The following is a 26,130-nucleotide window of genomic DNA, read 5'->3' on the forward strand; positions in this document are numbered from 1 at the left end:
TTCAGGCCGCCTCGTTCTCGGAAAGCGAGGCTTCGTCGAACTCGACGTTCGTGTACACCTCTTGCACATCGTCGAGATCCTCGAGCGCGTCGATGAGCTTCAGGCACGTCTGCGCGGCTTCGCCGCTCAGCTCGACCGTGGTCGACGGGCGCATCGTCACATCGCTTTCCGCCGGGACAAAGCCGGCCTGCTCTACCGCCTCACGAACCTGTGTGTAATCATCCGGCGCGGTCAGCACCTCGAAGGATCCATCTTCGTACTCAACGAGATCTTCCGCGCCGGCCTCAAGTGCCGGTGCCAGAACGTCCTCGTCACTGACCTCGGGCGAGAACAGCAGGCTGCCCTTGCGATCGAACAGATACGCCACTGAGCCGTCGGCGCCCATGTTGCCGCCATTACGCGAGAAGACGTAGCGGATCTCCGAAACGGTGCGATTCCGGTTGTCGGTCATGCAATCGACCATGATGGCCGCGCCCTGCGGACCATAGCCTTCGTAGCGGATCTCTTCGTAGTCGTCGGTTCCGGACTCGCCGGCGCCGCGCTTGGCAGCCCGCTCGATGTTGTCCTTGGGCATGTTGGCCGCCAGGGCCTTGTCCCAGGCCAGGCGCAGGCGCGGATTGTCGTTGGGATCAGAACCGCCCATGCGCGCGGCCACCGTGATTTCGCGGATCAGCCGCGTGAACACCTTCGCGCGTTTCTTGTCCTGGGCCTTTTTCCGGTGCTGGATATTGGCCCATTTACTGTGTCCTGCCATATACGCCTCGTCGGTCGAACAACCGCGGTAGTTTAACAGCCGGCCGGCTGGCGTCGCGGTCGGCCATGAATCGCCGTAGGGCCTGTTGCGGTTTCGTGCAAGTCCGCGCCAAGCGTTGTTCTGCGGCAAAACAGCGCTTGTCCCTTTCGGTTGGGCCGCCCATGAAAAATCGACGATGGGCGCCCTGCGGCGTTGCCCGTCTGTATGGTGGCACGCCACGATCGGCGACTCGCGCCTTGCCGGACACACGGCGGTCTCTCGACGAAAAGACGCTCGAACGACACATCAACAGGCCCTGGGGCGGCCGATTCACCCGGACGCGGCCGGCGGCTTTCGACATCCGGGCACAAAAAAACCCCCGCGTCTGCGACACGGGGGCTTGAGGGTACCGGCCGATATCGCCGACCGGCGGCGATGTCTGGCCTCGACCCTATTTCTTCTTCCGCGGCGGGAAATGAATCGGCCGACCATCGACCGCAAGCGCGGCCTCGTGGACCGTTTCGCCGAGCGACGGGTGGCCATGGATGGTCCGGGCGATATCCTCGCTGGACGCCTTGTATTCCATGGCGACCACGATTTCCTGGATCAGCTCGGATACATAGGGACCAATCATGTGCACGCCGAGGATTTCATCGGTATTGGCGTCCGCGATCATCTTCACGAAACCACCCTGCTCACCCATGGCCTTGGCGCGTCCGTTCGCCGCGAACGGGATCTGCCCGACGCGATAATCCAGACCGGCGGCCTTGACCTGGGCTTCGCTACGGCCGACCCAGGCCAGCTCCGGCGTGGTATAGACCACCGACGGAATGACATCGTAGTTCATATGCGGCTTCTGGCCGGCCAGCATTTCCGCCACGACCGTGCCTTCTTCCATGCCCTTGTGCGCGAGCATCGGATTGCCGATCACATCGCCCACGGCATAAACGCCCGGCAGACTGGTGCGATAGGACTCGTTGACGTCGATGAAGCCCTTGTCGTCCAGCTCGAGCTGGGTGTCCTTGGCGCACAGATTCGCGGTGTTCGGCCGACGACCGACCGCCACGATGAGGCGGTCGAAGGTCTCCGACTTGTTCTCATCGCCCTGCGTATACTCCACGCGCACGGATTTCTTGTTCACCTTGGTGCCGGTGACCCGGGCACCAAGCTGGATATCCAGGCCCTGTTTCTTGAAGGTCTTGAGCGCTTCGGTGGCAATACCGCGATCCGCAACCGGCATGAATTCGTCTACGGCTTCGAGAATCGTGACCTCGCTGCCCAGACGCGACCAGACACTGCCCAGTTCCACGCCGATGTAACCGGCCCCGATCACGCCGAGCTTCTTCGGCACCTCGTCCATTTCGAGTGCGCCGCGGGAGTCGAGGATCCGGTCACCGTCGAAAGCCGCGATATCGAGCTCGACCGGCACCGAGCCGGAGGCGATGATGATGTGCTTGGCTTCAAGCGTTTCCTCGTCACCATCGTGGCCGATCACCTTGACCTTGCCGGAATCGACGATCTGGCCTGTACCGGTCTTCGAGGCCACACCATTGGCCTTGAACAACCCTGCGATGCCGCCGGTCAATTCGGAGACCACGCCGGCCTTGCGCTTCTGCATCCGGGCCAGGTCGAGTTCGAGCTTGCCGACCGACAGACCGTGGCTTTCGAATTCGTGCTCTGCGCGATGGAACAGCTCGCTCGACTCGAGCATGGCTTTCGACGGAATACAGCCGGCATTCAGACAGGTACCGCCCAGTGCCGGCTTGTCGTCGAGCGTGAGCCAATTGTCGACGCAGACCGTGTTCATGCCGAGCTGCGCGGCACGAATGGCAGCGACGTAGCCGGCGGGCCCGGCGCCGATCACGACGACATCGTAAGAGGTACTCATGACGTTCCTTGGTTAGCGGGAGAGAATCGCGCCGACGCCGAGCCGGCGCGCTGAAGCTCGAAAAACGAATCAGACCTGCAGCAGCAGGCGCGACGGATCCTCGAGCAGCTCCTTGATGGTACGCAGGAACAGCACGGCGTCACGGCCGTCGATCAGCCGGTGATCATAGGACAGCGCGAGCTGCATGATCGGCCGGATGACGATCTCGCCGTTGCGCACGACCGGCGTGTCGTTGGTGGCATGCATGCCGAGAATCGCCGACTGCGGCGGGTTGATGATCGGCGTCGACAGCAGCGATCCGAAGACGCCGCCGTTGGTGATCGTGAACGTGCCGCCGGACAGCTCGTCCATCGTGATCTTGCCCTGCTGCGAGCGTTTGCCGAAATCGCGAATCGTCGATTCCACCTGCGCGTAGGACAGCTGGTCGGCATCCCGAAGCACGGGGACCAGCAGGCCGCGCGGCGAGGAGACGGCCACACCGATATCGTAGAATCCGTGATAGACGATGTCGCCCTCGTCGATCGAGGCGTTGACGATCGGGAAACGCTTCAACGCCTCGACCGCGGCCTTGACGAAGAAGGACATGAAGCCGAGACGCACCTCGTGCTCCTTCTCGAAGGTCTCCTTGTAGCGGTTTCGCAGATCCATCACCGCCTTCATGTCGACGTCGTTGAACGTCGTCAGCATGGCCGTATTCTGGCTCGCATCGAGAAGTCGCTCGGCGATGCGCTTGCGGATCCGCGTCATGGGTACCCGCTGCTCGACACGCTCAGCCTCGACGTCGCCGAGCGCCTGACGATCGGCCTTGCCGATGTCCGCCTCGGCCGCGTCATTGCCGGAGCCCTTGGACTGCGGGCGCGGCGTGTCCGAGGCCGCCGGCTTGTCGTCGATCGCCTTCTGGACGTCGGCTTTCGTGATGCGGCCGTCCTTGCCGGTGGCCTTGACGTCGCGGGCAGCAACGTCGTTCTCGGCCATCAGCTTGCTGGCAGCCGGGCTGGCCACGGCATCGTCATCGGCCGGTTCGCCCTCGTCCTCATCATCGGACTTCGACTCGTCTGACGCGGCCTCAGGCTCGGCGGCCTTGCCGTCGTCCGTATCGGCCTCATCGTCATCGGTGCTGTCGGCATCACCGGCGGCACCTTCTTCGATGACGGCGAGCACATCGCCAGCCTGGACCGTGTCACCGGCGCTGACCTTGATTTCGGCCAGCTTGCCGGCGGTCACGGCCGGGACTTCCAGCACCACCTTGTCAGTTTCCAGATCCAGCAGATTCTCATCGCGCTCGACCGCGTCACCCTGCTTTTTCTGCCATTCGCCGACCGTGGCTTCGCTCACCGATTCCGGCAGCTCCGGCACCTTGACTTCTGTCGCCATGCTGTTGTTCCTAAATCTCTGCGTTGCGTTCTGGTTTGCGGGTCGCCGCTGTGGCGACCCGAGATATCACAGGCCCGTGGCCTCAGCCGTTCTTCTTGTGCCGGATACCGGACTTCTTGCCGCGCGGGTCGGCGCGGACGCTGCCCTTCTCGATCAACGGCTCACCGCCGACCAATCCGGCCTCGACCACCGCTTCCTGCTGCTTGACGTGCAGCTTGTGGTAGCCGACCGCCGTCGTCGCCGCGCCGGGGCGCGTGGCATAGAGCATCTCGTGCTGATCGGACAACGGCACCTGCAGTCGATGCTTGATCTGATACCAAGCGCCCTGGTTTTCCGGCTCTTCCTGACACCAGACCACCTGTTCGGCGTTGGGATAGCGCGCCAGCGCGGCGGCATAATCCTCGGCCGGGAACGGATAGAGCTGTTCGATACGGACCAGCGCGACATCGTCGAGCTCACGCTCCTCGCGCCCTTGATGGAGGTCGTAATAGACCTTGCCGCTACAGAACACCACGCGCTTGATCTTCTCGGCGTCGATATCGGCCGGTTCGTCGATAACGAAATGGAAATGCCCCTCGGACAGATCCTCCAGCGTCGAGGTCGACAGCCGATGGCGCAACAGACTCTTGGGCGTGAGCACGACGAGCGGCATCCGCAGGTTGCGAACCATCTGCTGTCGAAGCAGATGGAACCACTGCGACGGGGTCGACGGTACGCACACGAGCATGTGGCGCTCGGCACAGAGCTGCAGGAACCGCTCGAGGCGGGCCGACGAATGCTCCGGGCCCTGACCTTCGTAGCCGTGCGGCAAAAACATCGTCAGGCCACACATACGGCCCCACTTGGCCCGGCCCGAAGAGATGAACTGATCGATGATCACCTGGGCGCCGTTGACGAAGTCGCCGAACTGCGCTTCCCAGATGGTCAGCGTTTCCGGATCCGCCGAGGCGTAGCCGTATTCGAAGCCGAGCACGCCCGCTTCGGAGAGCAACGTATCGTTGACCTCGAACCGTGTGCCTTCCCGTGTGCAGCGCGACAGCGGGATGTATTCCGAACCGTCCTGCTGGTTGTAGATCACCGCGTGCCGATGGAAGAACGTTCCACGCCCGGAATCCTGACCGGAAATCCGTACGTTGAAGCCGTCGTCGAGCAGGCTCGCATAGGCCATGTGCTCGGCGAAGCCCCAATCAATGCGGGTCGCCCCCGCCACCATCTTGCGTCGATCGTCGACGATGCGCTGCACACGCTTGTGCAACTCGAAGCCGTCCGGCATGTCGTCGTAGAGCGTGTTGGACAGCCGTTGCAGCGTCTCGATCGGCACCGCCGTGTCGACGATGCGGGACCACTTGTCGCGGCTGTACTTCGCCCAGTCGACCGTATGTTCGTTACCGACCATGCCGAGCGTGGTCCGCGTGATGTTCTTGCCCTCGTCGAGGCCGTCACGGTAGGCATCCGACAGGTTCTGCGCATAGTCGCCGTCGATCAGGCCGATGGACTGCAGGTGCTTGGCATAAAGCGCCCGCGTGGTCTCCATCTTCTTGACCTTCTGATACATCAGCGGCTGTGTCACCGCCGGCTCGTCGGCCTCGTTGTGACCCTGACGGCGGTAGCAGATCATGTCGACGATCACGTCCTTGCCGAACGTCTCGCGAAAATCCATCGCCAGCCGCATGACGAAGACAACGGCCTCGGGGTCGTCGCCGTTGACGTGAAAGACCGGTGCTTCGAGCATTTTGGCGATATCGGTACAGTACTGCGATGTCCGCGAGATATCGCCCTTCTCACCGGTGATCGGGTTCTGCATCGTGAAACCGAGCTGGTTGTTCACGATCAGATGGACGGTGCCCCCGGTGGCATAGCCCTCGGCCTGGGACAGCTGCATGGTCTCCATGACGATGCCCTGACCGGCGAACGAGGCATCGCCGTGAATGAGCACCGGCAGCACCGTTTCACCGGCAGCGTCATGCCGACGCGTCTGACGGGCCTTGACCGACCCCTCGACCACGGGATCGACCGCCTCCAGATGCGACGGATTGAAGGCGAGCACGAGATGCACGCGCTCGTCGTCGATCTCGATGTCGGTGGAGAAACCGAGGTGGTACTTCACATCGCCCGACATATCGAGTTCGTCGACGTCGTACTTGCCCTCGAATTCCGCGAAGAGTTCGCCGGGCGCCTTGCCGAGAATGTTGACGAGCACGTTCAGCCGGCCGCGATGCGCCATCCCGATCACGACTTCATCGACGTGATGTCGGGCCGCGGAGCGCACCAGCTCATCGAGTGCCGGGATGATGCTGTCGGCGCCTTCGAGCGAGAATCGCTTCTGGCCGACGTACTTGGTGTGCAGGTAGCGCTCGATACCCTCGGCCGCCGTGAGCTGGCGGAGAATCTCGATCTTCTCCTTGTCCAGCAAGCCGTGATGCTCGACACCGGCCTCGAGCCGACGCTGGATCCAGCGCTTCTGCTCGGGGTTGGTGATGTACATGTACTCGGTGCCGATGGTGCCCGTATACACCCGCTTGCAGACGTCGATGATGTCGCGCAGCGTCATCTCGTCGTCGTGGGCGTAGAGCGAACCCGTGTTGAAGACCTGATCCATGTCCGTCTCGCCCAGGCCATGGAAGGCCGGATCGAGATCAGGCACCGGCGGCGGATTGTAGAGACCGAGCGGATCCAGATCGGCAGCGCGATGGCCGCGCGAGCGGTAATGACTGATCAGCTGCAGAACACCGGCCTGTTTCTGCGCGGCGCGGGAAGACAGACCGGCTCGGGCACCGGCGCCCTGACTGGCAGACGGCTGATGATCAACGAACGAATCACGGATCGGTCCGTGCGCGACGTCCTCGCTGCCGTCGCCGTTGAGCGTCTTGAAATACTCTCGCCAACTGGGCTCGACCGAATCCGGATCGCGCAGATACTGCTCGTAGTAGGACTCGACGTAGGCAGAGTTGCCACCGAACAGTGGCGAGGTGCTGATGAACTCGTCGTTCAGTTCGCTTTTCATAGGTTCTGGCTGTTACCAGGGCGAGATGCCGGACTCATCTCGTGGTCGTTCGTCAGCGCGAAGCCCTTTCGTGACGGGCCTTGCGACCGGGCCATATGATATCAAAAAGAAAGCATCGAATGCGGCCCGCCCGACACGGATGTCGGGCGGGCCACGAGCGGTCAGCCAACCTTTTCGGACGGCTCATCGAGCCATTCGGAGGTCAGGCCGCGCAGATAACTGCGGAATTCGTCGCCGATTTCGTCATGCTGAAGCCCCATCTCCACGTTGGCCTTCAGATAACCGAACTTGCTGCCGCAGTCGTAACGCGTGCCCTCGAATTCGTAGGCCAGAACGGTCTGTTCGCCCATGAGCGCCTCGATGGCGTCGGTGATCTGGATCTCGCCGCCGGCGCCCGGCTGCGTCCGATCGATCAGGCGGAAGATGCGCGGCGTCAGAATATAACGCCCGACGACCGCCAGGTTCGACGGGGCTTCCTCGGTCTTCGGCTTCTCCACAATACCGCGGATCTCCGACAGCCCGGGCCCGATCTGTTCGGCCTCGACAATGCCGTACTTGTGGGTCTCTTCCCACGGCACTCGCTGAACGGCGAGCACGCTGGAGCCGTATTCCTGATAGACGCGATGCATCTGGGCCAGACAGGGCTGGAAAGCGCCCGCGATCAGGTCATCGGCGAGGATCACGGCGAAATCCTGATCGCCGACGGCCGGTAGCGCGCAGTTGATGGCGTGTCCGAGACCGAGCTGTTCCGGCTGACGGATATAAACGCAGCTGATGCCCGGCGGCAGCACATCGTGCACCGCGTCGAGCAGTTCCTGCTTGCCCTTGGCTTCAAGCGCGGCTTCGAGCTCGTAGTCACGGTCGAAGTGATCCATGATCGAGTTCTTGGCGTGGCTGGTGATGAAAACCATTTCCTCGGCGCCGGCCGCGATCGCCTCCTTGACGGCGTACTGGATCAGCGGCTTGTCGACGACGGGCAGCATTTCCTTGGCACTTGCCTTGGTTGCCGGCAGAAACCGCGTCCCGAGCCCCGCGACGGGGAAGACAGCTTTACGAATTCTCATGGCCAGTGTCCTGGATCTTGATTGTATTGATGCACCGGCGCGCTGCTAGACGAACGCGAGCGTACCGGTCAGATGATGGATTTCGCCCGACTCGTTCGTGAGTGCAAAAGACACGCCATCGTCGTCCCCCTTATAGCGAAACATGGTTTCGCTCGGCAGGAAAACCGGCTTCTTGAACGTCACCGCCAGGGTGCACTTCTGATCGGCGATGCGATCGGAGAGCGCCGCGGCCGCGCGGGCCTTGGTCCACATGCCGTGGGCGATCGCCCGCTTGAAGCCGAACAGCCTGGCGCTCAGCGCGCTGAGATGAATCGGGTTGTAGTCACCGGCAGCGGCGGCATAACGCCGCCCTTGATCGCCGGGAATCGACCAGCTGTCCTGGTCGGTGGGCTCGAAATCGAGCGTCGGCGGGCCCTTGCGCTCATGGCTCGGGTCTTTCTTGATCGAGGTCTGCTGTCGCGAGAGCATAGTCGCGCTCGCATGCCAGACGCAGCTGCCCTGCGGATCGCGGGCTTCGGTGACGAGATCGAACTCGATGCCCTTCGATGTCTCGCGATGCCCTTCGACGAAGACCACGAGATCGAGCGCTTCCTCGACGCCGATTCGGCGTTCCTGCGTGATCTCATTGTGCACATGGACGAGACCGAGGAGCTTGAGCGGAAAATCCGCGTGCGTGAGCACCGCCATATGCAACGGAAAAGCCAGAACATGCGGATATGTGATGGGCAGATGTCCGGCGCGAACAAAGCCACAGACTTTACGATAACGCGCCAGATGCTCGGACCGAATCTTCAGATTGTCGATACGGGCAGTGATCCGTGGGATGGTCCCGCCCCGGGACAAACCGCCGGACAACGTCGTCGCTGCCTTGACGTAATAAGGCGCAACTTTGGGCAGCTGATCGAACGTGAGTACCGTTTCTCCTGCCATCTTGTTCTGAGTTTTAATCCGAGTGGCAGAGTGTAACGCGTCACGGCGTCAAGACAATGTTTCGTTGCGCGACGCCGTTCAGGTCCCGGTCGGGCACCTGTATGACCGTTGATGCTCTCCTCACCCTGTCATGACGCGGGTACCCGCGCTTACGGCATCGACCGTGTCATGAAACAGTCTGATGCCGGCTCGATGCGCGGCGGCCAGCGCCGAGGCAAGCGGCATGGGCCCGACACTGCCGAATCGAGTCTGCCCTGCAATCCGCACGTCGGTCAGGCTCAATCGCTTTGCATGACCGGATCCATGCCGAGACGCACGCCGCGCGCCTGTATCCCTTTCAGCGTGGCGCGCAGGATATCCTCACACCGACGCGGGTCGTTTCGCCCCGCATCCGAGCGAAGACGCTTCTGCCAGACGAACGGCGTCGTACCGGTGAGCCGCACGGCCACGTCGGCCGCTGCTGTCTGCCGTTCGGGCGCGATGACGACGACACCGTTCTCGGCAAGCGAGCCGCTTGCCTGCGTGGCGATACGCGAGGCGCTGGCCGCAGAGGTGATCGTCCGGACCCGGCCGGGGAGACGCTGCTGATCAAGCTGATAGGCTGCACCGCGGCGGCAGTCATCGATGCCGGCCGCATCGCGACGAGCCTTTCGCAGCGCTGCCACGATCACCAGGACATTATCGAGACGAACGCCGTCGGCATTCGAGGTCGTCGCCCGGGCCGACGACACCGGGTAATCGGCCACCTGCGCCGTCGCTGCCGGGATCGTGCCGAACAAGGCGATAACCGATAACGAGGCGGCCCGGATCACGGGCGTGATTATCAAGGAAATAGCGCGTTTTTTCACTTTGATTCAGACGACCGTGAACGATCGCCTGCTCCGAGTGGCGGCCCGCCGAAGACACCGCCCGCCGCGCACGACAAGGCATGATCTCAGAACGCGCGCGATATCACCCGCAATACCGACGCGCATCGGCGAACACGATCAAGAAAAAGCCATCTACGCGACAGCACCATCAACGGGGCCGCGCGCAGAGGGCGATACGAGAGCATCGCATTTATTATACTTATGTTTAATTGACGAAAAAGGCTCGCCGTTGATTAGCACCGTCAAATCGCGGCGCGAATCGCTGCGACTGGCAACTCGGTTCGCATATCGATCGTGTTCGGACCGACCTGGCGTTCGGAGAGACAGTTCAACCAGGCCTGAGTCGGGCGCGCCCGATAGAAACGCCGTAGCCCTTGATCGAAGAAACCATCGAGATCGATCGCCTCCTCCGGGTAGACAAGCGCATGAGCCCGGCGGCCTTCATCGCGTGACGTCACGACCGCCGCCTCGCATCGCAGATACAGGCAACGCAGATTGTTCGTGCCGCGCGCACGGGTCGAATCGTAGAGTGTGACGAAGACACGCGGATTGGACTGGATGTTGTGACTGTGTACGGCCTCGGTCCAGGAAGACCAGTACAGATCGAGATTTTCGTCGGCCATCGCCGTCACCGGCGTGTTCCAGGGCTGATCGTTACGACATGTTGCGATATTGGCGTAGAAACCGTTTTTGATAATTGCAGCGCTGCGCGCGCCCAGTTCCTGCTCGTTCATCGATGGGCTCCGTCGGTTCGACACCAGTGGGCGAAATGGATCAGCCGACTTCGCCACACCACATCAAGGACGACCGAGCCGCTCCGAGAATCGATCGCGCCTGACGCCAGTGGCCGTCGGCAACAATCGCGAGTCTAGAACGCGGCTGTAACCATTAAAAATGCTCTATTGCGATGTTCGAAATCACAAAAACAGATACGGCGTTTTGCGATCGCCTCAGAGCCGAGGGCCTTTTGAGGTTTCGTGCGAGCGCCTTTTCGTCGAGAGACCGCAGTGTGTCCGGCAAGACTCGCAACGCCGCCGGGCGCCCATCGTCGATTTTTCATGGGCGACCCAACCCGAAGGGACAAGCGCCCCAATATCAAGAACACGACGGCAATCCAGCGTTGTAGCCCGCGGGTGCAGCATGGCGGCACGGCGCGCACGACGCCTCGTCTTGCCGCCCATCGTCAATTTCAGGGCGCGCTTGGCGCGGACTCGCACGACACCTCAACAGGCCCTAGGGATGCTCTGTACGCGCCCGCCTCGAGCGCTTCCCGAAACGGGCTGCGGGGCCACCACACAGGGGATGGCACGCGGCCCTGCCTCCGCGTGCCGACACCCGGGATTGCCATCGTGTTTTGCGCTCGACCCAACGAGTGGGACCACTTTCAGAAAGGTACGGGTAGCGCCCTGAAGCGCTGCCGGTTGCCGATGCGCCTCGCGCTTTTCAGTACACGCGAGGCGGTGGGGAACAGAGCGTTCGTACGACGCATCGATCGCCTTCAGACCAACAGACGGCGCCTCGCGTACCGGATCGTCACACCGCGGTCGAAGCCTAGATGGGCAATACCCGGGCGGCGCCCGTCAGACGCCTCGAGGACAGCGGATCGGAATATGGTGGTGCCCGGGGTCGGACTCGAACCGACACGGAAGAATCTTCCAAGGGATTTTAAGTCACGTAGAGAGGGGGTTAGTCGGCGTTAGCCTGCATCTTAAAATTCCCGTGATTACAGCGTTTCGACGGTATGGCGCGTTAGTAGGCGTTAGCGTATATTAGCCAAATATGCTTCCCATGCGCTTCCCAGGTAGTTCCCGGGAGGGCCAAGGGATCAAGCGGCAATCGGCGTGCGGGAACACGCCGAAAGCCTGACCAGCGGCAACCTGACAAGGAGGCAAGCCGTGGCTGATGCCAATGATAACCGGGTGAACTTCACCCATGCTCGAGTCGAGCGCTTCGGGTGCCCTGCCGGTCGCTCCGAGGCTTTTCTCTGGGATGCAAAGACGCCCGGTCTCGGTATTCGCTCCCGGAGCGGCGGCAGCAAGCAGTACGTGTTCCAGGGCCGCCTGCACGGTAAGACCCTGCGGCTGACCATCGGCAAGCCGGAGAGCTGGGATATCGACGACGCTCGGGCCGAGGCCCGGCGGATGCGGGTGCTGATCGATTCAGGCATCCACCCTCGTGACGAGCAGAAGCAGCGCGAGGACGAAGCCAACCAAGCGGCCCAGGAACGCGAGCGCGCTACGATCACTCTTAGCGACGTTTGGGCGGAATACATCGCCGCACGCAAGCCCGACTGGTCGGAAGCTCACCTCCACGATCATGAGCGCTCTATGCAGGTGCCTGGCCAGCCTCGCAAGAACTCGCGGATGACTACAAAGGCCGGGGTGCTGTACGCCCTGCGCGATGAGCGCCTGGCCGATCTGACGGCCGAGCGGCTGCTCTTCTGGCTTGAGCGGGAGAAGAAGACCCGACCGACCGCGGCGAGTCGCGCATACCGCCTGCTGCGCGCCTGCCTGGCGTGGTGTGACGAACAACCGAAGTATCGTGGCCTGGCCGACGCCCGACGCGTGCTGAGCAAATCCGTGCGTCGCGCCGTCCCCAAGCCCCGTGCGAAAGACGATGTTTTGCAGCGCGAGCAGCTGGCGCTGTGGTTCAAGGCGGTGCGCGGTGCCGGCAGCCCGGTACTGAGTGCATATCTGCAGGCGTTGCTACTAACCGGCGCCCGGCGGCGGGAGATGTCGGCGCTTCGGTGGGCCGATACGGACTTCGACTGGCGAAGCCTCACGTTGCGCGACAAGGTCGAAGGCGAGCGCACCATACCGCTCACGCCGTATCTGGCGCAGCTGCTGGCCGCCCTGCCCCGACGCAACGAATACGTCTTCTCCAGCCCAACGGCCGGCGCCGGCTATCTATCCGACGGCAACCACGCGCACACACGGCTGATCGCGGCGGCGGGCTTGCCGCACCTCACGCTTCACGGCCTCCGCCGATCGTTCGGCACGCTCAGCGAATGGGTGGAATGCCCGGTGGGCGTCGTCGCCCAGATCCAAGGCCACAAGCCGAGCGCGCTGGCTGAGAAGCACTACCGAAGGCGGCCACTCGACCTCCTCCGGCTGTGGCATACACGAATCGAGGGATGGATTCTCGATCAAGGGGGTATCGAGCAACCAGCAGCGGACGACGATACCGGCTTGCGGCTGGTCAAGGGCGCATCATGATCGAACGTTATCAACTGATCCAGAACCTAGTTTGGACTGGCTGGTATACGTGGGAAGCAGCGATGGCCGAGGCCGATCGTTTGGACCTAAGCAAGCTCGATCCCCACTTCCCTGCCGGACCCGATGGCCAGGGGGAGATAAAGCGCCCACCAATATATAGCCACAACGCGGTGCCACACCTATTCGACTCTGCGGATGGTGTCGCCCCGCAGTTGGGCAGCTATATCGCGACTCAGGAACGATTGTCGAGACGCGAGCGCGGTGACCATGATGCGGAGCGCACGCCTATAGCTTCGGAATTCAATGCTCGTGGCGTAGCGAAGATCTGCGACGATTTACTGCGCGAATTAGAGACCCGACAGAAACCGCGCAAAGGTATCAAAAGCTGGCCCAAAGATGGAGGCGCCGAGTGCAAGAACTGGTGTTACGCCCTTCATGTCTACTGCGCAAACCATGGCGAGCGGGCGACACCTGAACTTTTATGTCTCACGTTCCGAGTTCTCGGCTGCGCTGAATTGACCCCATCCGCCGGAATGCGGGGCGAACTTGGCTTGGCAGCCAAGCCAAGTAAACGGAGGCAGTTTCTGGAGGCGATCGAGCGCGATGCAGAACATTGGGCTCGATATGGACGCCAACGGTCGGCAGACAAACTCGGTCGTCTAGTTGATATTGATCCGACTACGATTGATAGGCATTGGCGCAAAGAACCCGAGTATCAGCGGCGGTTGCGGTTCGCTATCGGCAACTGGCTGGGCGCTCTTGAGCGAGCCGGTGAACCAACCGCTCGCGCAGATCTCGACTTTGAAGCTCTCGGTATGCGGAGCGGAGGTTCATGCCGGCCCTAAGGCCATAACAAGTAATTCTTAAGTCATTGTAAAAAATCAGGGTATTGGTCTTTTTCTATCCCCTGTATCGACCTCTAATGTATCTGGATACCTTTCACTTGCCGTTTAAATCAATTGAGGCAAGTGAACATGAACCAGCACCCCGCCAATGGCGGCCTTTCGACTGAAGCGCTGAGCCGAGCAACCGGGCTCAAGCCTGAGTCGATTCGAGTCCGCCTCTGCCGAACCGGCAGCTACTACGGCATCAAGCCCCGCAAACTCCCCAACGGCCGCCTCCTCTGGCCCGCCGATTCCGTCGACCGTCTTCTGAGCCAGAAGCAGGAGGCCACGGCATGAACCCGCTCCGCAAATACAAGATCGAGCTCACCGATCTGGAGATCGAACGCCTCCATAACGCGGCCAATGTCCTGCATGGCGTCGCTGCACTCAAGCATGACCTTGCGAACGAGGACGAGTGCCCTGCGTGGTGGAGTGATTTCCATGAGGGAGCGCTCATAGCGGCTCTGCAATGCGCTGCCGACGTGCTCTCGCCTCTGGTCGAAAAGATTGAAGACCAGCAGGCCGACCCAAACCTGAACCGGGGGAAATCATGAGCAAACACAACGAACAGAAGCAGAATCCGCTAGCCGAAGCCGGCGATTTGATGGGAGTTCGGTTCGAGCGGCTCAACGTGTTGGCAGGCGCCATCAACGATCTCGCCGATGAGAATAGGAACACCTATCAGGTTCTGAAGCTGAACGAGGATTTGGCATCGCAGATCCAGTCCGCGGCGGCCTTTATCACAAGAGAGCTCTGGGACGCTGAGCAAGAGTTCGATCAGGCGGTGGCCGGGGGTGAAGCATGAGCCCTGCCGAGTTCCCCGAACCCGAGGTCGCGTTCTGGGTGCACGAGACCCACCGGCTGGCGAGCGGCGGCTCACTGACGACGTTCGCGGCCGGCCCGTTCGATCAGCCCGAAGAAGCTAAGCAAGCGCGCCAGCAGCTCCACGCGGCCGAGCCGGGCCGAAACCTGCACTGCGCGGAACACCGGATCTACGAATGAAGAAAAGCCCGCTGGTAGCCGCCAGCGGGCCGTAGAGATTCGCCAATCACAGACCAGAGCAATCAGCATGCAACAGCGTATCCAACCGCGGCTAGCGCCGCAATGGCGGGCGCCATGAGTGACGGAGCATTAGCCGATGCACCGGCGCTCGTGCCGCCCGGCCGATACCAAGCGATCTATCGCTTTCACGAAACCGCCTATTTTCGGTCGACGCCGAAGGTCTATCTGCACCTTCAAATCAGCGGCGGCGCGCATGACGGCGTGCGTCTGTACCGCGCCTATCGCGTGGCTCGCCTGACCGGCAAGCCGAAGCGATACGGCGGCTTCAAGGTTCACCACAGCCATGCGGTATTCCGCCAGATGGTGACGCTTTCGAGCGCCGTCACACGTCCTGACCGCATCTCGTTCTCGGCTCTCAAGGGCTGCCTGCTGAGCGTGAGCGTTCGCACGGTGACCAAGGACGCTGGCACCAGTAGTCGGAAGCCGCAGACGTTACCCGAGGCGTTGCAGTACAGCGTCATCGACGAATTGCTGTCGATCGATGCCGGATCAATGGAAGAGGTGAGCTAGCCAATAGACCAAGACCGATACCCAGACCAAGACCAGTACCCGTCTGCCATCCCCTGAAAGCGAGGCCCGGAAAGGCTTAGCGGCTGGGCGGATGGCAAACGAGGAAACCAGATCGGGCCTTGGAAGACGCGTTGCCCGATGTTCGAACCAGCAAAAGACCGTCGCCCCAGTGGCCGGCCAGCTTGACGAGAGACGAGCCGGCGCTGGGGTCAAGCCAAACATTCAAGCATCCGTTCAAGTATAGCGGATAGCGATCGATTGAGGAACGACCGATGGCGGAAAAAACACCCATTCAGGGATTGAGCACCGATTTCATCTGCGCCGAATGCCAGCGAGCAGCGCTCGATCACATCGCGAAACACCCGACCGGGGTGGGCGCGGTCTTCGCCTGGTGCTCCACGACGCGGCGCGGTCTGTTTCTGCGCTCGTGGGATGGCGAGATTGAAATACGCGACGTGTCCAAGCCGGGCAATCGCGAATACCTCGAACGGCTATGCCTGGACAACTGGGAGCGCTGGCTCGCGGTCGCCGAGCAGAAACAGGCCGAGATCGAGTTCGCCCATCATGTCGGCCCGGTCCACTGAGCCATGACGTCGCCCGTCGGAAACTTCCGCGACCTGACCCGGGCCCTTGAGGCCGGGTCGGCGTTGCCCGATCACGTGGTGGTCTGGCTGCACGATGGCTGTGCGCGGTTCTATGCCGGTGAGGTGTCCTCGCTCGATATCGCGCTCGGCATACGCGGCCAAGGCATCAATCTGCCGGTCAATCAGTACGCATGGCAGACGCGCGATATGGAGCTGGCCGCCGCCTACCAGCACATCGAAGGCCGGAGCGAGCGAGCCCGTCTCCAAGAGTTGCGGCGACAGATCCGCGCTTTCGGTTCGCGCACATGGCCGCGGGTGCGCGCCTACAGCGAGCCTCCGGACCGTCTGACCCCGTTGCAGGTGCACCTATTCCGCGCTTTCCAGGTGGGTCAGCACATCCCGGAGAGTGTCTCCCGGCTGCGTGACGTTGTCCGATCAAATAGGCCGTATTCGTAGTTCACAAAAGGCGGAATCATGGGCACCAGTAGAGAACCAGGACGCCCATGAACGCCAAGCTGATACGCCTTGAATCGATCGCGGACGCGGCACACGCCCAGCTTCGCCAGTGCGGCGAGAGCCTGCGCAAGGCCCGCGAAGAATTCGACGCGCTCGATCGCCATCGGGAAAACCTCGAAGAGAAGGACTTCTCGTTGAGCGCGCCGGACAAGACGCGCCACGAGACGCTGTCGGCCCGCATCGAACACCTCGTCGAGAAATACGATGAATTGCGGGCCGATCACCGGGCGAAGCGCGATCTGTTCACCCGCTGCAAGGAGCACGCCGATGGCTAAGCGTCCTGAAAACCAGGTGGCCGATTATCGCGCCAACATCGAACGGCTCAAGGCGGAACGCGCCGAAGTCGTCGCCCGGCCAGCCACCCCGACCGAAGCCGAGGCACGAATCGATGCCTACCTGGCCAGCCAGGCCGAGCAGTACCGGCGGCGGGTCACGGTCGAGCGGCTGAAGCTGCGCGCCGACCTCGATGCGCTCGGGGATAAGGACGATGCGTTCTTCGCCTTCTATTTCCGCGACCAGATCAAAGCCGCCCTTATGGCCGAGACCGCGGATGGCATGGACGCGGCGGACCGGTCGGCCGAACTTGAGCGCATCGATACGGCGTTACTCGAAGCCGAGCAAGCCGAAGAGTCCGCGATAACCGAGGCCGAGCAACGCGGCCACTACATCACCCGGCGTGCCGATGCGGATCCGCGCGCTGTTCTAGCCTTCGATTAACTGGAGACCGATATGCCCAGCCTAGACGTATTCCGCGGCGACGCGTTCAGCCTCGCCTCGCTTACCGCCTCGATCAACGACCTACCGCGGCTCGAAACCAAGCTCGCCGAGATGCGGCTTTTCGAAAGCAAGGGGATTCGAACAACCGAGGCCTGGATCGAACGCCGTCACGGCGATCTGAGCCTGGTGCAGACGCGGCCGCGAGGCGCGCCGTCGGATCAGGTGCTCGGGGATAAGCGCGACGCGCTGAAGTTCAAGCTCTCGCATATCTCGCAGGAGAGCACGATCTACGCCGATGAAGTGCAAGACGTGCGGCGCTTTGGTGGCGAGGGCGAGCTTCAGACCGTCGAAGAGGTCGTGAACGAGCGCATGCGCAACATGAAGCGCACCATCGATGCGACCATCGAGCATATGCGTGTCGGCGCGCTGAAGGGCGAGATCCGCGATGCGGACGGCTCGATCATCCATGACCTGAACGACGAATTCGCCACCTCGCCGACCACGGCCACATTCCAGTTCAGCGACACGTCGGCCAAGATCCGGCGCTCTTGCCTGGCCGTCTCACGCACGATCGAAGATGAGCTCGGGGTCGAACCGCATACCGGCATCTCGGCAATCTGTGGGCCGGATTTCTTCGACCAGCTGATCGATCATCCGGACGTGCGCGACGCGTACGCGCGCTGGCAGGACGGCGAGGCGCTACGCAACGATCCGCGCGCCGGCTTCCAGTTCGCGGGCATCGAGTTCATCGAGTATCGCGCCAAGGCCAACGGCAAAACGTTCCTCGACCCGGGCGACTGTCTGGCATTCCCGCAAGGTACATCGCTGTTCACCGAGTCCTACGCGCCGGCCGACTTCATCGGCGCAGTCAATCAGATCGCGGCGGATGATGACCTCGGCTTGCCGGCCTACGCCCGTATGGCGCTGGACCCCGAGTTCGAGCGTTGGGCGAAGGTCCATGTGCAGAGTAATCCGCTGCCGTTGGTGCTGCGGCCGTCGATTGTGGTGCACGTCGACGCGGCCTGAATAGGCTGGCCACCCGGCCGGCTCCCTTGTTCGTCTTGCAGCGGAGGGCACACCGCATCAACGCAGGACGCTCAGCCCCGCTGGCGCGCTTCCCTCCTTGGCGCATCGGCGGGCATCTACAGCGAGGGCCCCTGGCTTGATCGCGACTGTTTACGAATCGGCGGAATCGCAATTTTCGACTAATTTTCGGTGCCCTAGGCCGTCAGCAGCAGTGCATTAGGCAGCAGCTATCTAAAGGTTTGATATGACAGGAAAAGCCATCCGACGACGACTGCCCAGGCTGTCGAAGCTGCCTAGAAATCCAACGCATGCGCCGCGTAATGACGGCTATCGCTGGAACATCTCGACGATCGCCGACGCTCTGAATCTGAGCCGTGACACCGTGCGCCGGCGGCTGCGCGAAGCAGGGATCGAGCCCGACGGCTATGTGTCGAACTCGCCCGTCTACGCGCTGGCCAAAGCGATACCGCCATTGTTCGGCCATGCGCCCCGCAAGCCCAAGGAGCAATCCGATGAGTGACGACCGCGTGATTCCGTTCGGCCGCGAACCGACGCGCATACCGCACGAGCTGTTCATCCCCGCCCTGACGGCCGGGGTCAACGCCCAGAACCTGCCGGCGCAGCTCGCCAGACTTGGCTTTCCCGCAGCCGAGGCGCAAGAACTCCAGGCCAAGGCCGACGCCTTCGTCTCGGCCCTACGCCGGCACCTACCGCCCGAGATCGACGACAACTGGCCCGACCACCTGAGCCCGGAGCGCTGAGCCGATGACCCGACGATACAAGACCGCGCTCGTTATCACGGGCGACGCCGAGGGCGGCATCAAGGCCGTTCGGGCGACCGAAGCACAGCTGAAAAAGCTCGACCAGGCCAACAAGCGCAGCACGAAGAACGCCTCGCGGCTCAGCCAGTCGTACGCGGCGATGAGCCGCAGCGCAGCCAAGTACGGCTCGATCGCCTCGGCGGCGGCCCTTGGCGCCGGCAGCAGCCTGATCGCGCTGACGGCCCACCAGGCCGCGGCCACGCGCGAGGCGGCCACGCTGGCCCAGACGATCGGCACGACGACCGGCAACGTGCAGGCGTTCCAATACGCGGCCGAGCAGGCCGGCATCGCCTCTGACAAGGCGACCGATATCCTCAAGGATCTGACCGACAAGCTCGGCGATGCGTCCCTCAACCAAGGCGGCGAGCTCTACCAGGCGCTGCAGCGTATCGGCCTGTCCGCGACCGAGTTGCAGAAGCTGAGTCCGACCGAGCAGCTGATCCGGATCAGCGACGCGATCAAGAGCCTGCCGCGTGCCGAGCAGGTCAACGTGCTGGAGAGCATCGCCGATGATGGCTCGAAGCTGTTGCCGATCCTCGACAACGGCGCCGCGGCGCTACGCAAGTACACCGATCAGGCCCGCCGGTTCGGCGTGGCCCTGTCCGATGTCGACAACCGCCGCCTCATTGAGGCCGATCGCTCGATGCGCGAGCTGCGCGGCCTGGCCACCGGGCTTGGCAATCAGCTGGCCATCGCGGTCGCGCCGGCGATCAGCGACGTGGCCGACGACGCGGACGACCTGGCGGCCACGTTCAAGGATCCGGCCTTCCAGCAGGGTGTGACGACGATCGCCGACGGCACCGCGAGCCTGGCCAAACATCTCGCCACCTCGGTGAGCGAGATCGGCAAACTGGCGAATGCGGTCGAGCACACGGATTGGTCGGCGATGGGCAAGTTCCTGTTCGACCGCACCGGGCCGGGTTTCCTCTGGAACAACGTCATCTCGAAGACCGGTTTCGACGATTTCACGCCGAAGAGCCCGATCGCGGCCGCCGGCGCGCCGGGCAAGACTGTGACCGTCACCGGCACGCCGCCGGCGAACAGCGGCGCCGATAGTGGTGGCGGGAATACCAGCACCGCGAAGGGTCTACTGGCGCAGTTCGACAAGCGCCACCAGCAGCTCGTGCAGCTGCGCAAGGACCGCGAACAACTCCAGGCCGCGATCGCCAAGGATCCGGAGCAGGCGCCGGCCTATCGCCGCGCGCTGACCGAGGTGAACCAGCAGATCGCCAACCTTAGCAAGGGCAGCACGTCTGCGGCCGGCGCCCTGACCGACCAGCAGCAGGCAGCCAAGCAGCTGGCCAGCACGTACGAGAGTACCGCCGCGTCGATCCAGAAGCAGATCACGCTATTCGGCAAGGACGGCCAGGCGGCCCAGACGCGCTATGAACTCGAGCACGGCGAGCTGGCCAAGCTCAGCCCCGAGCGCAAGGCACACCTTCAATCGATGGCCGACGAGCTCGACCAGCTCAACGCGCAGAAGGATGCAGTGCAATCACTGTTTCCGGAATGGCAGAAGCTAGAGCAGGCAAAGCAGCTCAAGTCGTCCGTCAGCGACCTACCGCAGAACATGCAGGCTTTTGGGCAGCGGCGCGCGGCACAGCTGACGAAAGACGCGGCGACCCAGGGGCTGCCACAGATGCAGGGGCTGGATCCGGAATACAACGGCGCTTTCGGCGAGGCCAACCGGCTATCGAGCGAGCGCGACCAGTACGAACAGGCTTATCAGCAGCGCCTGGATGCGTTCCGGCAATACGCCGCCACGCACAAGGAAGAAGCCGCGACGGCGCACCAGGCGATCGAAGCGCTGGAAAAGGATCACCAGCAGCGCATCGTGAAGTATGACGATCAGATGGCCAAGGCGCGGCTGGCCGGCACGTCGGACCTGTTCGGCAACCTGGCCGAGGCAACGCGCGGCTTCGCCGGTGAGAACTCGTCGATCTACCGGGACATGTTCGCAACCTCGAAAGCATTCGCGATCGCGAACGCCGCGCTCGGGATCAAGAACGCGATCGTCTCGGCGCTGAGCCTGCCGTTCCCGGCGAACCTCGCGGCCGGCGCGGTCGCCGCGGGCGAGGCCGTCTCGCTGATTGGCGACGTGAAAAGCATCACGATGGGCGGCGGTGGCGCCGTCGGCCAGGCCCATGACGGCATCGACAGCGTGCCGGCCACAGGCACCTGGAACCTCGAGAAGGGCGAGCGCGTCGTCGATCAGCGCACCAATCAGGATCTGAAGCGCTATCTCGCGAAAGCGCCGGCGGCAGCCGGCCAGCGTGGCGCCAACAACCAGCGCCCGATTCAGGTCACGAACACGATCACCGTGCAGAGCCACCCCAACATGACTGCAGAGCAGTCGCGCCAACAGGGCGAGCAAGTCGGCCAGGGCATCCGCGACACGATCCGCGGCGTGCTGGTCGACGAGCAACGACCGGGCGGGATTCTGCAGAAGACCGGTTGAGCCTCGCCACGGGGCGGCGTAAGCCAGACCGTGGACAGGACCAGTCGGCGGTGTCCTGGCTCCGGCTATATTTCTAGGTGTACCGCGTTCGCAACGACGGGAAGCTGAAATCACTCAAGCGCTGGCCGGTTGAGCTCAAAGTTTGATTCAATGATTTGCAGTCCGGCGCGAGCGCGGGTGGCGCACTCGCACGTCAAATGCGAGTGGCCCGGGGCTGCCCCGCGCGTGCGCGGGTGGCGCTACCCGGCTTCGGTCGGGGCTTTCTATACGATCGCGGTCACTACAGGTTCCACTTCAGATCGCCCAGTCTATATCTACCTACCTATAGTTCAGCCAATATCTGCATGCGTTCTTGGATGGACTTCCAGATTACCGCTGACAAACTGCAACCTTTGGTTCGGCAGGTGCGCGTAATATGCAGTGAGGCGAGTGATCTGGTAACCGACCGGCTTAGCCGCTTGGCGCGCCGCAGTGCCTGTTAGCTGCTCTTCATCGCGCTTGCTCAGCGGTTCCTCTAGCGAAATCTCAAACGACTTCTCTTCTGTCACGCGCAAGCCTGTCGCACGCAAACGCCGCGGACGGAAATAGCCTATACCGACCGACGCGATCACCGTGACCATGACGACGATCAGAACTATGTACGGACCATATACCACTGGCATCTCAACGCCCCTCCGATGACGACTGATTCACCCTGTCTTGAACCCCGATTATCTTCCAGACGAGCATAACCAACGCTAACCCGATGATAGCCGTACAAACGATCGCGGTCCAATACAGGCCGAGCGGAGGAGGGTTTGGGGCAGCAGGATCCTTTACGCCAAACCGCGCATAGGCTTGAGCAACCCAGCCAGCAAGCGATATCCCAGTAACTGAAAGAATAAACACGGCCAGCCGTAGCGTTGCGAGTATCTCATTGTCACGATTCATTCCTCCCCCTAATTGCTTCCCATGCGCTTCCCGTCATTTAGGGCAACGAAAAGAAGCTCTCGATACTCGCGCTTAACCTTTTGAAAATAATGGTGCCCGGGGTCGGACTCGAACCGACACGGAAGAATCTTCCAAGGGATTTTAAGTCCCATGCGTCTACCAGTTTCGCCACCCGGGCAGCGGCCTGTTGCAGGCCAGGCGCCTGAGGGCGCCTCGCAGCGGCGAGCGAGTCTAGCAGTCGGTCATCGGACTCGCCAGCCTGTGCGGCCCATAGCGCCATTCGCGACCAATCTGCCCCTACGCACGCACCCCGACGTGAAAGCCCAAGAGGCCACTACGACAGACAATAGGCCTCCTGCCGGCGACGAAGCGGATGACAACCAAGAGGCAGGACTCGACCGATTTCGTGGAGACCCGCATTCTTTGTGGATGCGTGAAACGAAATCCCATGTCCTGCCGCGATTGTCGCGCGCCGCCGCCATCGCCCCCGAGGTCCGCCGCTGGCTTACCCGGCTGCGCGAGACCGGGTTCGCCGGCGATATCGATACGCGTTATGCCACACGATTGACGCTGGCCACCGATAACAGCGCGTTTCAGCAATTACCGGCTGCTGCAGTATTCCCGGCCGACGAGGCCGATCTGCTGCGGGTCGGCGAGCTGTTGGCCGACCCGGACTTCGCCGCCGTGCACATAGCACCGCGCGGTGGCGGTACGAGCACGATCGGCTGCGCTCTGACCACCGGCGTCGTGGTCGATTGCTCGCGGCACATGAATCATATTCTGGCCATCGACGCCGAAGCCCGAGAAGCCGTCGTGGAACCCGGCGTCGTCCTCGATCAGCTCAATGCCGCGCTGTTGCCGCTCGGCCTGTTCTTTGCGCCGAACGTCGCCCCCTCGTCTCGCGCGACCCTGGGCGGCATGCTGAACACCGACGGCTGCGGCAAGGGCTCCCGGGTACACGGCAAGACCAGCGACCACGTACTTGCCACGCATCTGGTGCTCGCCGACGGCCAGCTTCACGTCGTGGACGCGCGCAGCGACGCCCCGCCCGCTGCGCCGGCAACACGTGCCATCGAGCGTCGTGTCGCCGCTATCGTCGAAGCGCATCGCGACGAGATCGCGCGGGTCTTTCCCGGTCTGTCTCGATATCTGTCCGGATACAATCTCGCTCAAGCCATCGATGCCGATGGCCGCTGTCGCCTGAACAAGCTCATCGGCGGCTCGGAGGGCACGCTGGCGCTGGTCTCGCAGTTGCGGCTGCGGCTGACGCCATTGCCCACGACCCGACGCTTGTTTGCGCTGCGATACGACGATTTCGACAGCGCTCTGCGAGACGCTCAGCAGCTCGTGACGTTCGACCCCGTGGCTATCGAGTCGATCGATGAGACGGTCATGGGTCTGGCACGCGACAACCCGATCTACGAACGGGTCCGCGACTATATCGAGAACACCGACGGCTCTACCCCCGGCGCGGTGAACCTCGTCGAATTCAGCGGCCACACCGAACCACCGGCCGGCGTCGCGGCCCTGACCGAGGCGCTGCGCCAGGGCCACAGCCGCGCCAACGGCTTTTATCTCGCCGACCAGAAACACGCCATCGATGCGCTCTGGGATCTGCGCAAGGCCGGTGTCGGCCTGCTCGGTGCCACGCCCGGCCGGCGCAAGCCGCTGCCGTTCGTCGAGGACACGGTGGTCGACCCCCGCGTACTGGCGGACTACGTGCGTGATTTCCGCGCCATTCTGGACGAATACGGCGTTTCATACGGCATGTTCGGGCATATCGATGTCGGCTGTCTGCACGTTCGCCCGGCGCTTGACCTGACCGATCCGGCCGACGAACGCCGCATGCGCGAGATCACCGACCGCGTCGCTCGACTGGCGAACGACTATGGCGGCCTGCTCTGGAACGAGCACGGCAAGGGCTATCGCTCGGCATACAATCGCGCTTTCTTCGGCGAGCGACTCTACGGCGCGCTGGCCGACATCAAGGCCGCGTTCGATCCGCGCAACCAGCTCAACCCGGGCAAGATCGTGGCGCTGGACGAGGCACGGTTTCCGCTGGCCGCGATGGACGCCCCCACGCGCGGCACGTACGACCGCCAGATTCCGGAAGCCGAACGAGCGGCCTTTCCCGGTGTTCTCGCCTGCAACGGCAACGGGGCCTGCTTCGATTACGACCCCACGCATGTGATGTGCCCCTCGTATCGCGCCACGCGGGACCGCCTGCATTCGCCCAAGGGCCGGGCCGGCGCCATGCGCGAGTGGCTGCGCCTGCTGTCGCAGGCCAACACCCAGGTCGCAGATATCGACGAGCCGCCCGGCGGGCTGATCTGGCAGGCATTGAGCGGCAACGGCGAGACAGCCCACGATTGCGATGACTTCTCGCACGAGGTCTGGCAAGCGATGGACGGCTGCCTGTCCTGTCGCGCCTGTGCCACCCAGTGCCCGATCCGGGTGGACGTGCCCCGTTTCAAGAGCGTTTTCCTGAACGCCTATCACAGCCGCTACGCCCGCCCGCGCGGTGACTATGCATTGGCTTTTCTCGAAAACGGCGCCCGATTGGGCGCCCGCTGGCCTGGATTGGTGAATCGCCTGCTCGATAACCCATCCATCCGATCGCGACTGAGCCGGGCTCTCGGCCTGACCGATCTGCCGTGTCTGAGCGTTCCGACGCTCGCCGACTATCTCGCCGATCGGCCACACCTGCGCTATACGCCCGAGAGTTGGGCGGTCATGACGCAGGCCGCTCGTGATCGGACCGTCTTTCTGATCCAGGACGCTTTCACGAGCTTTTTCGATACGCCCACCGTCACCGCCGTGATCGAGCTGATCGAAGCCCTGGGCTATCGCCCACAGGTCGTGCCGTTCACGGCAAGCGGCAAACCACGCCAGGTCAAGGGATTTCTTTCGGCCTTTCGGCGTACCGCGCGCCGCACGTTGCAGCGTCTGCGGCCGATCGCCGCGCTCGGTCGCCCCCTGCTGGTCATCGAGCCCAGCATCGCGGCGACCATGCAGGTCGATTATCGCGATGCACTCGGCGAATGCCTGCCAGTCACGCGTCTCGAGGACTGGCTCGCCGCAGCCCTGGCCGGCTCGAAGCGCCACGCTGGCGCCTCGGCCGGCCGGTTCCGTTTAATGAATCATTGCACCGCGCGCACAGCGGCCGCCGGCAGCGACCGGGCCTGGCAGACCGTGTTCGACCACCTCGGGTTCACGCTGATGATCGGTGACGCGGGCTGTTGCGGCATGAGCGGTGTCTACGGCCACGAGACACGCCACCGCGCGACCTCCGAACGGATATTCGATCTCTCGTGGGCTGACGTGCTGGATGAGCCGCAAGCGGAGACGGTCGTGGTCCCCGGCTACAGCTGCCGCAGCCAGATCAGCCGTCTACGCGGCCGGCTTGCCCCGCATCCGGCCCGAGTACTGCTCGACGGTTTACAGGCCGAAGAGAATACGTCTTTACCGGGTAGACCGACCACCAACAGCTGACGACCGATCGCCCGGCTGTTATTTCGTCTATCGGGCAATAAAAAACCCCGGCC

25 protein-coding genes and 1 tRNA gene are annotated in these 26,130 nt (G+C 62.9%); 16 read left to right on the plus strand and 10 right to left on the minus strand.

Features of this window, described 5'->3' with window-relative positions:
- Position 1 precedes the first annotated feature (1 nt).
- From D3260_RS01570 to D3260_RS01605, 8 genes are all read right to left on the minus strand, one after another.
- A complete protein-coding gene (locus D3260_RS01570) occupies positions 2-754 on the minus strand; it encodes a YebC/PmpR family DNA-binding transcriptional regulator (protein ID WP_120096793.1) in 753 nt (250 codons plus the stop codon).
- 430 nt (positions 755-1,184) lie between these two features.
- Positions 1,185-2,621 (minus strand): dihydrolipoyl dehydrogenase, encoded by a 1,437-nt coding sequence (lpdA, locus tag D3260_RS01575; protein WP_120096794.1) that lies wholly within the window; start codon positions 2,619-2,621, stop codon positions 1,185-1,187.
- 69 nt (positions 2,622-2,690) lie between these two features.
- Positions 2,691-3,995: a 2-oxoglutarate dehydrogenase complex dihydrolipoyllysine-residue succinyltransferase gene (odhB, locus tag D3260_RS01580; RefSeq protein ID WP_120096795.1), complete on the minus strand. Its 1,305-nt coding sequence runs from the start codon at positions 3,993-3,995 to the stop codon at positions 2,691-2,693.
- Positions 3,996-4,077: 82 nt separating this feature from the next.
- Complete coding sequence (locus tag D3260_RS01585; RefSeq protein WP_120096796.1) at positions 4,078-6,999, minus strand: 2-oxoglutarate dehydrogenase E1 component; 2,922 nt, start codon at positions 6,997-6,999, stop codon at positions 4,078-4,080.
- Between the two features lie 161 nt (positions 7,000-7,160).
- Positions 7,161-8,063: a UTP--glucose-1-phosphate uridylyltransferase GalU gene (gene galU / locus D3260_RS01590; RefSeq protein ID WP_120096797.1), complete on the minus strand. Its 903-nt coding sequence runs from the start codon at positions 8,061-8,063 to the stop codon at positions 7,161-7,163.
- Positions 8,064-8,108: 45 nt separating this feature from the next.
- Positions 8,109-8,993: a MaoC/PaaZ C-terminal domain-containing protein gene (locus D3260_RS01595; RefSeq protein ID WP_120096798.1), complete on the minus strand. Its 885-nt coding sequence runs from the start codon at positions 8,991-8,993 to the stop codon at positions 8,109-8,111.
- 278 nt (positions 8,994-9,271) lie between these two features.
- Entirely contained in the window at positions 9,272-9,820 is a 549-nt protein-coding gene (locus D3260_RS01600; RefSeq protein ID WP_120096799.1) for a hypothetical protein, read from the minus strand.
- Between the two features lie 284 nt (positions 9,821-10,104).
- Positions 10,105-10,596: a pyridoxamine 5'-phosphate oxidase family protein gene (locus D3260_RS01605; RefSeq protein WP_120096800.1), complete on the minus strand. Its 492-nt coding sequence runs from the start codon at positions 10,594-10,596 to the stop codon at positions 10,105-10,107.
- 1,161 nt (positions 10,597-11,757) lie between these two features.
- On the opposite strand from D3260_RS01605, the gene D3260_RS01610 reads away from it, so the two are divergent.
- The 15 genes from D3260_RS01610 (at position 11,758) to D3260_RS01675 (ending at position 21,655) form a co-directional block, all read left to right on the plus strand.
- The gene (locus D3260_RS01610) at positions 11,758-13,077 is read left to right on the plus strand and encodes a tyrosine-type recombinase/integrase (protein WP_120096932.1); all 1,320 of its coding nucleotides are present in this window, start codon (positions 11,758-11,760) and stop codon (positions 13,075-13,077) included.
- Positions 13,074-13,922 (plus strand): hypothetical protein, encoded by an 849-nt coding sequence (locus D3260_RS17175; RefSeq protein WP_147418074.1) that lies wholly within the window; start codon positions 13,074-13,076, stop codon positions 13,920-13,922. The genes D3260_RS01610 and D3260_RS17175 overlap by 4 nt, the downstream gene beginning before the upstream one ends.
- Before the next feature lie 129 nt (positions 13,923-14,051).
- Entirely contained in the window at positions 14,052-14,258 is a 207-nt protein-coding gene (locus D3260_RS01615; protein ID WP_199671302.1) for a hypothetical protein, read from the plus strand.
- On the plus strand, positions 14,255-14,515 hold the full coding sequence (locus D3260_RS01620; RefSeq protein ID WP_120096802.1) for a hypothetical protein: 261 nt from the start codon (positions 14,255-14,257) through the stop codon (positions 14,513-14,515). The genes D3260_RS01615 and D3260_RS01620 overlap by 4 nt, the downstream gene beginning before the upstream one ends.
- Positions 14,512-14,766 carry a hypothetical protein gene (locus D3260_RS01625; RefSeq protein ID WP_120096803.1) on the plus strand — a complete coding sequence of 85 codons (255 nt, stop codon included), beginning with the start codon at positions 14,512-14,514 and terminating at the stop codon, positions 14,764-14,766. The genes D3260_RS01620 and D3260_RS01625 overlap by 4 nt, the downstream gene beginning before the upstream one ends.
- Positions 14,763-14,963 (plus strand): hypothetical protein, encoded by a 201-nt coding sequence (locus tag D3260_RS01630; protein ID WP_120096804.1) that lies wholly within the window; start codon positions 14,763-14,765, stop codon positions 14,961-14,963. The genes D3260_RS01625 and D3260_RS01630 overlap by 4 nt, the downstream gene beginning before the upstream one ends.
- A 102-nt stretch (positions 14,964-15,065) precedes the next feature.
- Positions 15,066-15,533: a hypothetical protein gene (locus tag D3260_RS01635; RefSeq protein ID WP_120096805.1), complete on the plus strand. Its 468-nt coding sequence runs from the start codon at positions 15,066-15,068 to the stop codon at positions 15,531-15,533.
- A 272-nt stretch (positions 15,534-15,805) separates the two neighbouring features.
- Entirely contained in the window at positions 15,806-16,117 is a 312-nt protein-coding gene (locus D3260_RS01640; protein WP_120096806.1) for a hypothetical protein, read from the plus strand.
- Positions 16,118-16,120: 3 nt separating this feature from the next.
- Positions 16,121-16,573: a hypothetical protein gene (locus D3260_RS01645; RefSeq protein ID WP_120096807.1), complete on the plus strand. Its 453-nt coding sequence runs from the start codon at positions 16,121-16,123 to the stop codon at positions 16,571-16,573.
- A 47-nt stretch (positions 16,574-16,620) separates the two neighbouring features.
- A complete protein-coding gene (locus D3260_RS01650) occupies positions 16,621-16,908 on the plus strand; it encodes a hypothetical protein (RefSeq protein WP_120096808.1) in 288 nt (95 codons plus the stop codon).
- Positions 16,901-17,350 carry a hypothetical protein gene (locus tag D3260_RS01655; protein WP_120096809.1) on the plus strand — a complete coding sequence of 150 codons (450 nt, stop codon included), beginning with the start codon at positions 16,901-16,903 and terminating at the stop codon, positions 17,348-17,350. The genes D3260_RS01650 and D3260_RS01655 overlap by 8 nt, the downstream gene beginning before the upstream one ends.
- A gap of 12 nt (positions 17,351-17,362) precedes the next feature.
- A complete protein-coding gene (locus tag D3260_RS01660; RefSeq protein ID WP_120096810.1) occupies positions 17,363-18,376 on the plus strand; it encodes a major capsid protein in 1,014 nt (337 codons plus the stop codon).
- A gap of 244 nt (positions 18,377-18,620) precedes the next feature.
- Positions 18,621-18,896, plus strand: coding sequence for a hypothetical protein (locus D3260_RS01665; protein WP_120096811.1), 276 nt, complete (start codon positions 18,621-18,623; stop codon positions 18,894-18,896).
- On the plus strand, positions 18,889-19,137 hold the full coding sequence (locus D3260_RS01670; protein ID WP_120096812.1) for a hypothetical protein: 249 nt from the start codon (positions 18,889-18,891) through the stop codon (positions 19,135-19,137). Before D3260_RS01665 ends, D3260_RS01670 begins: the two co-directional genes overlap by 8 nt.
- A 4-nt stretch (positions 19,138-19,141) precedes the next feature.
- Positions 19,142-21,655: a hypothetical protein gene (locus tag D3260_RS01675; protein ID WP_120096813.1), complete on the plus strand. Its 2,514-nt coding sequence runs from the start codon at positions 19,142-19,144 to the stop codon at positions 21,653-21,655.
- 329 nt (positions 21,656-21,984) lie between these two features.
- On the opposite strand, the gene D3260_RS01680 is transcribed toward D3260_RS01675, so the two are convergent.
- Both D3260_RS01680 and D3260_RS01685 read right to left on the minus strand, forming a co-directional pair.
- A complete protein-coding gene (locus D3260_RS01680) occupies positions 21,985-22,317 on the minus strand; it encodes a hypothetical protein (protein ID WP_120096814.1) in 333 nt (110 codons plus the stop codon).
- A gap of 358 nt (positions 22,318-22,675) precedes the next feature.
- A tRNA-Leu gene (locus D3260_RS01685) sits at positions 22,676-22,763 on the minus strand.
- A 251-nt stretch (positions 22,764-23,014) separates the two neighbouring features.
- Here D3260_RS01685 and D3260_RS01690 point away from each other — a divergent pair.
- Positions 23,015-26,077 carry an FAD-binding and (Fe-S)-binding domain-containing protein gene (locus D3260_RS01690; protein WP_158583340.1) on the plus strand — a complete coding sequence of 1,021 codons (3,063 nt, stop codon included), beginning with the start codon at positions 23,015-23,017 and terminating at the stop codon, positions 26,075-26,077.
- The last annotated feature ends 53 nt before the right edge of the window (positions 26,078-26,130 follow it).

It is taken from the genome of Salinisphaera sp. Q1T1-3 (genome assembly GCF_003602005.1).
In the GTDB taxonomy this organism is placed as follows: Bacteria; Pseudomonadota; Gammaproteobacteria; order Nevskiales; family Salinisphaeraceae; genus Salinisphaera.